The sequence below is a fragment of the Bradyrhizobium sp. McL0615 genome (assembly GCF_049993905.1).
GTDB lineage: Bacteria > Pseudomonadota > Alphaproteobacteria > Rhizobiales > Xanthobacteraceae > Bradyrhizobium.
Genome location: NZ_CP188254.1, coordinates 6,272,932 through 6,284,838 on the forward strand (window position 1 = coordinate 6,272,932; position 11,907 = coordinate 6,284,838).

At 57.4% G+C, this 11,907-nt stretch carries 12 protein-coding genes; 5 read left to right on the top strand and 7 right to left on the bottom strand.

The features are described 5' to 3' along the window. Positions 1 to 242: 242 nt before the first annotated feature. Positions 243 to 905, top strand: coding sequence for an SOS response-associated peptidase (locus tag ACPPVP_RS30280; RefSeq protein WP_426527198.1), 663 nt, complete (start codon positions 243 to 245; stop codon positions 903 to 905). 635 nt (positions 906 to 1,540) lie between these two features. Here the strand turns inward: ACPPVP_RS30280 and ligD are convergent. Both ligD and ACPPVP_RS30290 read right to left on the bottom strand, forming a co-directional pair. After that, positions 1,541 to 2,443 (bottom strand): non-homologous end-joining DNA ligase, encoded by a 903-nt coding sequence (ligD, locus tag ACPPVP_RS30285; protein WP_426527200.1) that lies wholly within the window; start codon positions 2,441 to 2,443, stop codon positions 1,541 to 1,543. Between the two features lie 226 nt (positions 2,444 to 2,669). Continuing rightward, positions 2,670 to 2,945, bottom strand: a complete 276-nt coding sequence (locus ACPPVP_RS30290) for a hypothetical protein (protein ID WP_426527202.1) — start codon at positions 2,943 to 2,945, stop codon at positions 2,670 to 2,672. 329 nt (positions 2,946 to 3,274) lie between these two features. On the opposite strand from ACPPVP_RS30290, the gene ACPPVP_RS30295 reads away from it, so the two are divergent. Then, positions 3,275 to 3,673 carry a response regulator gene (locus ACPPVP_RS30295; protein ID WP_426527204.1) on the top strand — a complete coding sequence of 133 codons (399 nt, stop codon included), beginning with the start codon at positions 3,275 to 3,277 and terminating at the stop codon, positions 3,671 to 3,673. Next, positions 3,670 to 4,038, top strand: a complete 369-nt coding sequence (locus tag ACPPVP_RS30300) for a response regulator (RefSeq protein ID WP_426527206.1) — start codon at positions 3,670 to 3,672, stop codon at positions 4,036 to 4,038. Before ACPPVP_RS30295 ends, ACPPVP_RS30300 begins: the two co-directional genes overlap by 4 nt. Before the next feature lie 110 nt (positions 4,039 to 4,148). Here the strand turns inward: ACPPVP_RS30300 and ACPPVP_RS30305 are convergent. The 3 genes from ACPPVP_RS30305 to ACPPVP_RS30315 all read right to left on the bottom strand — a co-directional run bounded on the left by ACPPVP_RS30305 (position 4,149) and on the right by ACPPVP_RS30315 (position 7,073). Further along, a protein-coding gene (locus ACPPVP_RS30305; protein ID WP_426527208.1) for an IS5 family transposase occupies positions 4,149 to 4,890 on the bottom strand; the annotation gives its coding sequence in 2 pieces (ribosomal slippage) (positions 4,149 to 4,797 and positions 4,796 to 4,890; 744 coding nt in all). Positions 4,891 to 5,063: 173 nt separating this feature from the next. Further along, the gene (locus ACPPVP_RS30310; RefSeq protein ID WP_426527210.1) at positions 5,064 to 6,077 is read right to left on the bottom strand and encodes a methyltransferase; all 1,014 of its coding nucleotides are present in this window, start codon (positions 6,075 to 6,077) and stop codon (positions 5,064 to 5,066) included. Between the two features lie 36 nt (positions 6,078 to 6,113). Next, positions 6,114 to 7,073 (bottom strand): Bug family tripartite tricarboxylate transporter substrate binding protein, encoded by a 960-nt coding sequence (locus ACPPVP_RS30315; RefSeq protein ID WP_426527212.1) that lies wholly within the window; start codon positions 7,071 to 7,073, stop codon positions 6,114 to 6,116. A gap of 111 nt (positions 7,074 to 7,184) precedes the next feature. Between ACPPVP_RS30315 and ACPPVP_RS30320 the strand changes: the two genes are divergently transcribed. Then, positions 7,185 to 8,732 carry a winged helix-turn-helix domain-containing protein gene (locus tag ACPPVP_RS30320; RefSeq protein ID WP_426527214.1) on the top strand — a complete coding sequence of 516 codons (1,548 nt, stop codon included), beginning with the start codon at positions 7,185 to 7,187 and terminating at the stop codon, positions 8,730 to 8,732. 91 nt (positions 8,733 to 8,823) lie between these two features. Here ACPPVP_RS30320 and ACPPVP_RS30325 read toward each other — a convergent pair whose 3' ends face one another. Then, the gene (locus ACPPVP_RS30325) at positions 8,824 to 9,600 is read right to left on the bottom strand and encodes a hypothetical protein (protein WP_426527216.1); all 777 of its coding nucleotides are present in this window, start codon (positions 9,598 to 9,600) and stop codon (positions 8,824 to 8,826) included. 230 nt (positions 9,601 to 9,830) lie between these two features. On the opposite strand from ACPPVP_RS30325, the gene ACPPVP_RS30330 reads away from it, so the two are divergent. Beyond that, a complete protein-coding gene (locus tag ACPPVP_RS30330; RefSeq protein WP_426527218.1) occupies positions 9,831 to 10,370 on the top strand; it encodes a PepSY domain-containing protein in 540 nt (179 codons plus the stop codon). A gap of 1,171 nt (positions 10,371 to 11,541) precedes the next feature. Here the strand turns inward: ACPPVP_RS30330 and ACPPVP_RS30335 are convergent. Further along, on the bottom strand, positions 11,542 to 11,883 hold the full coding sequence (locus ACPPVP_RS30335) for a hypothetical protein (protein WP_426527220.1): 342 nt from the start codon (positions 11,881 to 11,883) through the stop codon (positions 11,542 to 11,544). Positions 11,884 to 11,907 lie beyond the last annotated feature (24 nt).

An 11,907-nucleotide genomic window follows, 5' to 3' on the forward strand; every position in this document is an offset into this window, starting at 1 on the left:
GCTTTTGGGAGGCAGGCATATGGATGTGTATTTAAGCACTAGACGTGATCTGCTCGTTGTAAAGAAAGGATCTCCGATCCCTCGCGCTGCGGTGCCGGGAAGTTGGCGCAAAAGCAAGAGAAGGGTTGTCAAAGTCAGTGAGGAAATTAGATCAGCGATTCAGGCGCACGGCTACTACATGCGCAAGCTGAGAGACGTACACCATACTAGCGGCGGAACGAGTATCGCGGCGGTTTCGACAAATGTGCAATCTCTACAGCATCACAACTAACCAAGAAGCCGTCCGCGCGCTGTTTCGTGTGGTCAATCGGTACGTCGGCAACCTCGCGCCGATGACAGGCGTATTTCCGGACTACCCTGCGCCGGTGATCCGCAACACCGACACCGGCAGCGAGCTGACCCTGATGCGCTGGGGAATGCCTCCGCCGCCGCGCACTGGCGGCCCACCCGTCACGAACATCCGTAGCACGTCATCGCCGCACTGGCGCGGCTGGCTGAAGCCCGAAAGCCGATGCTTGGTCCCGGCCAACAGCTTTGCCGAGTACGCGCCGGAGCCGAATCCGGAGACCAAGAAGAAGGACGTGGTGTGGTTCGCCCTCAGTGACGACCGTCCGCTGTTCGCTTTCGGCGGCCTCTGGACGACGTTCAACGGTGATCGGGGCACCAAGTCCAAGCCGATTCCAGGACCGCATAACGTCTACGGCTTTCTGACGACGGCTCCAAACGCGGTCGTCGAGCCGATCCATCCCAAGGCGATGCCGGTTATCCTGATGACCGATGAGGAGCGTGACGTCTGGATGCGCGCCCCATGGGATGAGGCTAAGGCGCTGCAAAGGCCATTGCCGGACGATGCGATCAGGATCGTCGCCCGAGGTGCAGACAAGGAGGACAAGGCCGCCGCATGAACATTACGAATCGCTCAGTTCGCAGGCGCTTGTAGTTTGCCCTTGCCGTCGCACTTCGTGCAGCGAGGACCGTAAATCCTTTTTCCCGATGCGGGTTGCTTGATGACCGGCAGAAAACCGGTGCCATTGCAGGCCGGGCATATCTCCTCAACTATGTCTGACTTTGTCTTTATTGGCTTCATTAAGCGTGTGACTCCGGCGTTAAACGACCAGATCGACAATTACACTTCTCATAAATTGCGCAATCAATTGTGGGGAGTAACCTTGAACGAGAAGGTTAAGTTAACTCGCCTTGATCGTTTTCGTGCTCGGCTCGACCGTAGTTGTACGGACTACTCCAACCCTACGAACCAACTGTAGTGTTGACCTACCCAGCGCGGTGTTTTCATCCCGAACAATTTGGGGCTGGCGGAGGGCCGCGCATTCGCGCGGCCCTTTTGCTGTTGAGTTGCTCGCAGTGCTAGTGGCGGGTTGAAGGGCCTTCGAAGACTTGGCTTACGTCGGGCTCGTCAAGCCCGTCAGCACTGACGCACTCACACGGCATGCCCGCTCCACACTGACAGCCCAGTTCGTCGCTCCATGCCCGCTTCGGATGATTTTCGCAAACCCATCCCAATCCGAAGCAGACAGGGCGGCTAGAGTTCATCTTTCCGCGAAAGCCCTTTGAACGAACTGGCACGTAGCAAGCCCTCTGATGTGATGTCTCGGTACTCGACGTCGGCAAAGAATTTCTGTTCTACCCATGTCGCCTTCGGCTTCCTGATCGCTTTGGTTAGCTTTGACTTCGGGCTGACGACCGTGTCGAGCTGCCTCCTGATCTGGCTGGAAACAGTGCGAGACCAGCCAGTTCCAACCTTTCCCATGTAAACGAGTTCGTTGCCTTCCTGTTTGCCGAGATACAGCGCGGCCACGCCGGTCGGGTCTTTCACAAAACCGACGACTGCAAACTTGCCTTTGTGAACGGCCTTGATCTTCAGCCAGTTCTCATTTCGCTCGGATCGATACGGCGCATCTGCCCGTTTGGAAATGATGCCTTCCCAATTCAGCTTCGCCGCGTGTTCAAACATCTCTTGCCCATCGCCGACGAGATGTTCAGAAAACAGCACCGGGAGTTCTATGTTGTTTTCGCCGATCAGGTCCAACAGAAGCTGCTTCCGCTGGATCTGTGGCAGCCTGCGAAGGTCGCCATTCCGCCAGAGAATGTCGAATGCGTAGTAGATCAATCGATCCTGTCTACCAGCCGCAAGTTCAGCTTGAAGTTCGGAGAAATTGGTGCGGCCCTCGTGAACTACAACCACTTCTCCGTCGAGGATGGCTTGACCCGGTATGTCGAGGGCACCAGCAATACTGGAGAATCGCTTGGTCCAGTCCAGTCCGTTGCGGGTAAAGACTTTCTTCCTTCCCCGATTGAGATGTACCTGAACGCGGTAGCCGTCGTACTTGATCTCATGCAGCCACTGCTCGCCCTGGGGCGCTTTGCTCTTCAGGGTGGCGAGCTGGGGTTTAATGAACCCCGGCATCTCGATACGCTTTGGCACTCTGGAAACTCACAAACGCCCGCCGCACCTCGGGGGCAACGCCGAGCATTTTACTTACTTCCCGAGCATCTCGAACAATCAGGGGACGTGGTCGCTCCGGCTACTACCGATGCTATAAGGATCGGGTTTCGACAGAACATCGATCAATCGAATGTGTCTGGAAACAAAAAAGTCGCGCCGAGAGAATGGGCGCGACCTTAGAATTCGATCAGGATTATGCCGTCGATTACTTCTCTTTGATAACGGTCGTGCTGCTAGTGCCACTAGTGCTACCAACAGTGCCTTCATCGCAGATTTTGGTCTGCTTGATGCGGTCTTCAGCTTCCACGCGGCTCGTGAAGGCCATTGGACCGATCTGCGTCACCACTTCCTTGTCCGCCGGGCGCGTGGTGGTAATCGTGCAGTGGCGGCTGGGTCCTTGTACGACGAAGTATTCCTCAGCCAGTGCTGGGGCGGCGCATCCAATGATTAGTGCGCTAGCAAGAAGTAGGGGTGCTTTCATTGTCGCCTCTCTATTCAAGTACTGCCGAACAGAGGATCGGCGCGATGAACAGAAATCCGCGTGCTGCTGCGAACTCGACTAGATTGCCGCTCTCGCTCATCCTCTCGGCGGTTCTGTAACTCGCCCGACAAATTTGAGTTCCCGGATTTCTGCTGCGGTCAGTGCCAGATAAGCGGAGGTTGGTCGCAATGGTACAAGGTCCTGAGGCCTGCAAAACGAAACGCCGGGCGGGGTTTGAGGTACGCCGAACAGTTCACTTTTGGACATTCATGCGGAACTAACGCCCTCCTACGACGTTTAGGCATGGAACTTTTGTAGGGCAGGAACAAGTGGCAAATCCGGAACTACCTATCGTTCTCATTGTTGAGGACGACATTGCGATACAAGCCCTCGTAGACGAAGCGTTGAGTGAAGCCGGTTTCGAAGCCGCGATTGCCGCATCCGCCGAAGAAGCCGTGACTTTGCTAAAGGGCCAGGTTGCGAATTACAGAGCGCTCGTCACGGACATCACCCTCAAGGGCACGATGAATGGTTGGCAAGTCGCGAAAGCCGCTCGAGAGATCGATCCGGCCTTCCCGATAGTCTACATGACGGGTGCTGCCGCCGGTGACTGGCCGTCTCACGGTGTGCCCAACAGTATCTTGCTTGAAAAGCCATTTGCGGCCGCCCAACTCGTCACGGCGGTTTCCCAACTGCTCAATACGAGCACCCCGACCGGCGACTCATGAAAAACGCGGCATGCTTCTTGGTCGAAGACGAGGCGCTGCTTCGAATGATGACGGCTGAAATGCTGGAAGAACTCGGACACCGTGTCGTTGCCGAGGCAGGTACGATCACCGCTGCCGAGCCGTTGGCACGCAACGCGGAGTTCGACCTGGCGCTTCTCGATATCAACGTCGGCGGCACCGACATTGCTCCGATCGCGCAAATCGTTGCCGATCGAGGGCTGCCGTTCATATTTGTTAGCGGCTACGGTTCAGAGGGACGGCCGGAGCCATTCAGGGACAGGCCGGCCTTGCGAAAGCCATTCCTGATGGAAAGTCTCGCTGAGATAATTGAAAAGGTACTTCGCGGCGGGCTGCCTCTCACATGAATGCAACAACCAAGCCGAAAACGGACTCTAATCAGGGCGCTAGCTGACGTCCGTTAAGGGCCAGAAACGGATGTGCCCCATTAGAATAGCCGCGCGCGGGCCGCACCCAACTAGGGTGCGGACTCATAAATGCGCAGCCATAGCCTTATTGACGCAAGCTGGACGAAGGCTAGGTAGTTAACAGCAAGTTTGTCGTAACGCGTCGCCACCCGACGACACTGTTTGATCTGATTGAAGAATCGCTCGAATTTGTTCCGGGCGCGGTACAGATAAGAACTGAAGCAGATTGGAGTGTTGCGATTGCTTTTCGGCGGGATATTGGCCCATGCGCCTTTCTTCATCGCAAGCTCTCTGATCAAGGCATCGTAGCCACGGTCAGCAAGCAGCATTGACCCGGATTTCAGACGAGATAGTAGATTGTCATGAGCCTCACCGGGGCTCAGCGCCAGCCGTACCGGAAGACCATTGCTATCTACGAGCGCATGAGTCTTGCTGGTCAACCCGCCCCTTGACCGTCCCATCGACTGCCGCTGATTCCTGGTAATGCACGCTCCGTGCTGGTGCACGCGGACAATGGAAGTGTCGATCATCTGGACTGCTGCATCGTGAGCAGCGGCCAAGGCGTTCATGATACGGCTCCAGACCCCGGCCCTCCGCCAGCGAACGAAGCGGTTATAGCAAGTGGTGTACGGGCCGAGCGCCTCAGGCAGATCGCGCCAGGGTGCTCCCGATCTCAAGACCCAGAAGATGCCGTTTAGCACGCCGATCGTTTACCCGAGGAACGCCACGCGGCTTGTTGAGCAGCATCGGCTTGAGGGCGGCCCATTCAAAATCGGCAAGTTCATAGCGCATGATTCGAGGTCCCAGTTTGGGAGCTTGAATCACAGGCATCCGACCAAACACAACGCGCCTAGCTTGCCCCCCGCCACTGCTGCTTTTGGAGCGGAGCTGACATTAACCAAGGGACTATCCGGCTGACTCGGTCGAAAATGATCCTGAGCGGGCACCGGAAGATATGGCGCCGCCTATTTTTCGCCGATGATCATGGAGTTACCACCTGGAAGGTCGCGAACTATCGTCTCTGCGAACCCGACCGAACGCAACCAACCGGTGCAATCCGTTGCCGTATATCCAAACCCGCCCGCCGTCCAAAGGAGCATGTTGAGAGAGGAGAGCAAGCCCGTTGTGCTTGTGCGCCGGTCGTCGTCGATCAGCATATCATAGACGATGACAGCCCCACCTGTCCGGATCGCTCGATACGCCTTGTCCAGCAACATCTTCTTGGCTTCAAGATCCCAATTGTGGAGGACGCGACCCAACACGATGACATCGGCCTGAGGCAAAGGATCCTTGAAGAAATCGCCTCCCGCGAAACTCACCCTGTCAGCGACGTTGCGTTCGACCGCGTACTCCTCGAATGCCGAACGCAGCATCGGAAGATCGAATCCGATCGCGCGGACGTGAGAATGTGCCAAAGCAACCTGGACCGGTAAGCAACCTTGAGCGGTGCCGACATCGCAAAGTCTCTGGTAGTTCTCCCAGGGGAACTGGTGAGCGATACCTTGAGCGGCGAGCAAGCTGCCGGACGTCATCGCGGTGACGAAGGTCCGGAATCTCGCTGCGTCGTTGTACAAAGACCCGAAGTGATCCTGGCCATGCGTTTCGGCCGCCGGATTGCCGGTCTGTAGCGACTGCGTCAGCGATCCCCATAAGGCGTATTCGCGGCGGTTGTACTGTTCGAAGCTGGCGCCGAGATAAGTCGGCTTCGCTCGGTCTAGATAAAAATCGCTCTCCTCCGTATTGCGATATCGCCCTTCGTCGTCTCGCATCAGAAGACCAGTCGCGACGAGTGCATCGAAGAAATCGCGAGCCGGGCGACCGTGGACCTGAATGCGGCTGGCGAGATCCCTCGCATCGAGCTGGCCGGCTGCGAGCTCGGAAAAAACTCCGAGTTCGACCGCGCTCAATAGAACTTTTGCCTGTCGATAGGCGCTCCCGATCTCGAAAAGCCGATCGGTACGCGGATGCTCCCGGGTCATGGGGATATTTCTCCTGTCTCGGTGCTTTGCGCGTCCCTATCGCGGCGTCGCCTGGGTGTAACGGACGAGCGCCGTGCGCTCGTCCATGATGATCTTTTGCAGTTCTGCCGGAGAGGTGACGCGGACCCGCATGCCGATCGCATTGAAGCGTCCCGCCAAGTCCGCGTCCGCGCCGATCGCTTGCAGGTCAGCGCCGATGCGTTCACGTAGCTCCGCTGACATCCCGCGGGGCGCGAAAAAACCAAGGAACGCTTCGTACTCGAGCTCCGGAAAACCCGACTCGCGCGCCGTGGGAACGTCCGGCAGGAAGGGTGATCGTTGACTATTCGTGATCGCGATAATCTTGATCTTACCGGTTTGCGCCATTGGCAACTGGGTCGCGAGGGCAGCAGCATATAATTGGAGTCGATCCTGCGAGAGATCCTGCATCGCCATGCTTACCTCTCGGTATGGAACACGCGGGAGATCGATGCCGGCGCGCTTCAAAAACCCCGGCACCAGATAGTCCAGACTGCCGGGAGTTCCGCTCCAATTGAACTGCCCCCGCTTGAGGCGCGCCTGCGCGACAAATTCGGACAGCGAGCTTGTCGCCAGGGAAGCAGGCACCCCTATTGCTACGTAGACTTCAGCGGCGGCCGCAACCGGCAGCAGATCATCCGGATTGTACGGAAGGCTGCCCGCGTGCGTGAGCAGGTTGCTCGTGAGCGGTCCCCCGTTCGTATAGAGGAGAGTATGCCCATCGTTCGAGTTGAGCACCGCGGTCGCGGCGATGATGCCGTCGGCGCCTGGACGATTTTCGACGATGACGGGCTTCCCCCACCGCTCCGCGAGCTTTTCGGCGAACGGACGCGCCGTGACGTCGCCACCGCTGCCAGGCGGAAATGGCGTGATGATCTTCACGACTTGGGTCGGCCACGACTGGGCGTTGCCCGGAAGCGCGGGAAACCACAAAGCGATTGTTGTCAGCAGTCCCAGAGCCAAATGCGTGGTGCGCATGACGGAACCTCCTCGTCCCGACCGCCGGCGCGGCGGTTTGTCGGGCGATGGACACTACGAAGCGATACCCTTAAGGTCCTTGTTTCAGGGTCTGAAGAGTTCTGAACAGACATGGCGTTCAATCCGAAACCGGATCGAGACACGGTTCGATTTGGAAAGTTTGTGCTGGGTCTCGTCGACCGGCGGCTGACCTGTTCGGGACAGCCCGTCAAGCTCTCAAGCCGGGCGCTCGATATCCTCTGCGAATTGGCTTCGGTCCCAGGCGAGGTCGTGAGCAAGGATCGCCTGATGGAAAAAATCTGGCCGGGCCGCGTGGTGGAGGAGAACGCGATTCAGGTGCACGTGTCCACATTGCGCAAGGCACTCGAACTCGGAAGTGACGGCCACAGCTACGTCGTTACCGTTCCGGGACGAGGTTATCGCCTGGTGGGGTTCGAGAATGGTCCCGGCATGCTGACGTATTCGGGCTCCGGAGACACCCCGCCGCGCGGGACCACGGTCGCCGTGCTGCGGTTCGCCAATCTCAGCGGGGATTCCAGCCAGGATTACTTCGCCGACGGTATCGTAGAGGACATCATCACGGGCCTGTCCCGCATCACCGGTCTATCGGTGGTCGGCAGCACGTCGAGCTTGCTGTTCGAAGCCGGCTCCGGCGACCTGGCGAGTATCGGGCGGAAGCTGGGGTGCCGCTATCTCGTGCAGGGGAGCGTGCGTAAGGCCGACAATCGCATAAGGATCACGGCGAGGCTGGTCGAGTCCGACACGGGTGTCGCATTGTGGGCCGAACGGTACGATCGCCGGTTTGATGATATTTTCGAGGTTCAGGATGCCATTGCGATGAGCCTGATCGGGGCGCTCGAACCGAATCTACGCAAGGTCGAGATCAGCCGCGTTCGACGAGAGCGACCCAACAGTCTCGATGCCTATGACCTCGTGTTGCGGGCACTCTCCTCGATGCGCACAACGATGCCGACGGGCGCTGGTGAAGCCATTCCGCTATTGGAGAAGGCATTGGAGCTAGAGCCCGATTATTCGGCGGCCCAGGCACAGTTGGCGCGATGCTTTCAGATCAGATTCAGCCGCGGTGGATTGAACGAAGCAGATCGCGCCACCGCCGTCCATTATGCTCGCGCTGCGACGAGAAGTGATGACGCGACCGCGCTTGGTGCTGCCGGTTTGGTGATCTGGTTTGCTGACTCCGACTTCAGTGACGCGTTCGAGGTGTTTGACCGGGCACTGTCGATCAGTCGTTCGAATGTCGTTGCCTTGGGAAACAGTGCGTTCGCACATGCGTTCATGGGCGACGGCAAAATCGCACTGCAACTGGCGCAACTTGCCCTCAAGGTTAGCCCGTTCGATACACTGATTGCTCACATGGCGATCGCGGTGACCGAACTCCATGCGAACCGTTTTGACGAGGCGCTCAAGGCGGCGGCTCGCGCCGTCGAAGCCAATCCTTCATTCAGTGTGCCGCACGTCCTTCAAACAATCGCCCTGGTCCGGCTCGGTCGAATCGAAGAGGCGAGATCGGCCGCCGAACGTGTCTTGAACCTAGACCCGACGTTCACGATGCCAGTGTGGTCGGTCACCGTACGGAAAAACCCTGCCGTTTTCGATCCAATGGCACAGGCGTGGAGCGAACTCGCTACTTGCAGTTAATGTCTGCGCATGGCCCATCGCGACATATTGCGCCACGATCTCGACCGCTTTCGGAGCGAAGCAGACAGGTCGAAATTAGTGAGTACGCGCCCTAAGCGGTCTGATTGATTTCTGCCGGATGCCTGCCCGCCCGTTGGGGCAGCAAAAGCACACAGACGACAATGAAAACTGCTAATACGGCTGATGCAAGGGGACGGCTTAAGTTGAGACCGCCGTGGCTCACCGGCTTGTCGAGGAAGTCGCCCACTGTGGCTCCAAGAGGTCGGGTGAGGATGAAGGCTGCCCAAAATAGCATGACCCGCGAGATATTCGTCCAATAATACGCGGCGGCAACGATCGCCAATCCGACGCCAAACACCAATGCGCCACCCTCGTACCCGAGCCCACCAGTGTCGGCCGACCAGTCACCTAGCGCGGTGCCCAGTGTCTGTGAGAATGTGATCGCCGCCCAGTAGAACGCCTCCACCTTGGGAGTACTAACGGTATTCACCGAGATTGTGCCTTGGGACCAGTACCAAAGACCGAGAACACCCATCAGGCAGATGAACAGAAGTGCCGAACCACCGGTGTAGCCGATGCCCAACGAACGGTCCGCAAAGTCGGCCATCGTCGTGCCGAATGTGGTCGAGGCGACAATCGTGGCCCAGTAGAGGAAAGGATGAAATTTCTTGGCAACGATTTGCCAAGCTACGAAGGCAATCAAAAGGGAAAGGAAGATTGCGGTTCCGACTAGGTAACCCCAATTCAACGTCATCGTTACGGAGTCACCACCAGTTTCGCCTAGGGTAGTTGCAGCAATTTTGATGATCCAAAATGATAGGGTAACCTCAGGTACTTTGCTCGACGCCCCCCTGGTGTCCTCATTCATCTCGAAAAATCCTGCGGTTCTTACTGAGCGGGCCGCCTCAAAGCGTCACGTCGAGCCAACGCGTTTCATTTGGAAAGGCTCCAGGCGAATTGCGCCATTTGCGCGATTTGAACGTGGAAAGTTGGTAATCTCTGGACCATGGAGGATCAACATCCGGCGGCCCCGCCTACATTCAGCCTAGGTTTGAGCGAATGTTTCCGGGGGGGGGGGGAACTAAGAAGGAGGCTGTTGTGCTTAAGACAATAACCCTTTCGATCCTTATCTCGTGCGTCATTGCTCCTGCTCTTGCACAACGCGCGCCGGAGCCTGACGTTTTACCCACTGCGACAGTAATACAATCCTTTGAGAAAGCGAAAGTCAGTCTTGCCGAGGCGATAAAGATCGCTGCAAAAAAGCACAAAGATGCGAAAGTCGTCGATGTTAGCTTTGATAGCCAAGCGGGTCAGTTGGCCTACAAGGTAAAAACCTATCAGGACAACAACGTATGGGAAGGCGCTGTCGACGCCTGGACGGGAGAAATCGTCGGTGAAGGGACGACCACACCGGTATCGAAACTGGACGAGGAGGACCAGCTGGAACTGGCTGGATTGCTAAGAGCTTCAATCGATCTTTCCACAGCAACTGCGCGGGCGGAAGACAAAGGCTCTGGTAAAGCCATCAGCGCTGGCCTTGAAGAGACGAGCGGCCGAATAGTTTACGAAGTCATCATTGTGAACAAGGGCTCGACGACGAAATTTGTAATTGACCCCAAGAGCGGCCAATTCAAATAAGTCATCTGAGATCACGAATTCAGGCAACTGCTGATCACGATTTCTCTTGTGGGCCATTAGCACTACCCTAGGAGCTTCGCCGGTCCCGACACCGTTCGCGCGGGGGCGGAGCGCCGTCCCGTTGATCGTAATGGATGCACATCAGAGGGGTGCCGTCATCGAATTCGCGTCCTGATACTTTCAGGCAGACCCTCGTCAGCTAAGCCACTGGTTGATGTGGGATGCCGTCTCAGCCTGCCGGGCGCGCCGCAAAAGCAGCTCACGGGCTTTGCTACCATTTGGCTGCTTTTTCGCCGGGACACTAATTGATCTTGCGCCGGAGCTTGTCCAGGACGGTCCGCAGGTCGGAGATATATTCCTTAATGACCTCCCGCCTTTCCTTTAGGGTGCGGGCCGCCTGAGGCTCCTGCTCTACTTTTTGTCGATCGGGTCCACTCTGCCTCCCGACGATACTTGATTGTCGATTTCGAAGGAGAACCGCCGAGCGGCCATTCCTGGAGAGAAGTCCGGCTACCTAAACTAAGTCGGTGGCCGCAGCCCGGGTGACCGTATCCAATCCTCGATATGCGAAGCGGTATCGGCCTGACGGGCTCTTCGGATCACATCATCCCGCTGTTGCCCTGGCCGTCTTTTCTCCGCCTTAAGACGGAGGTCTTCCGCCTCTATCGCAAGCCGCTCTTCAAGGGTGAGCAGGTGTCTGACACTGCGACTTTTCTGCATGTGTGCGCTCCCCGTTTTACGTATAAACGCGATCGCAGAACAGAGCGTTCCTAACTATAACGGTTCCTTCGTCTGGTACCCGACCGACGAGGTAAACTGATGCGAGTAGATTTCATAAATGATCTCAATGACCGAACGCCTTCTGGACGCGGTACAAAGACCCTTATGCGGCAGGTGTCGAACGCGCATGCACCTCATCAGTGTGACGAGACGCGAAGATGGCTCTGAAAAACGACTCTTTGAATGTGAAAAGTGCCACTTCATCCGAACCGCATGCGCCCGATCTCACTTTGAACGAAATCGCAGCTCGTGTAGCATTTTCCACGGTTTTTACGATCGTCGTAATCCTCAGTTCGTTGTTGGCGCTGCGGATCATCCTCCGCTAATCGCATCAAGCCGCTTCCGCGCGTATCAATGTTCGGAAAAGCGAAATGGCCGCGCCACTCGACGACTATACACTTTGCCAAGATCCACCACCCGCGCGACTTTGATTGCCTGAATAAAGCTTGCGAGGCGGCGGAGCGCCGTCCGGTTTGTCGTAGTGGATGCACATCAGCCCGAAACCGTCCGCCGCGTGCGCGCTCCAATCATGCTTCGGACCTAGCCCGACGTTCCGATCATCGTTCGACTTCTTCTTTTCGTGATACCAGCCGAGCGCGTCGCGGCCATCTTCCGTGGTTTCCGCGTTGAAGAAGATCTGCGGGAAGAGCCGCCGCGCCGTCCCGATCCGCGCAGAGGCTGCGCGATCAGGGGTGGCTTCAATATCCGTTCCTTTGGAGGCCGCCTCGACCAAAGAAGCCGCGGGTTGAGGCTGCGA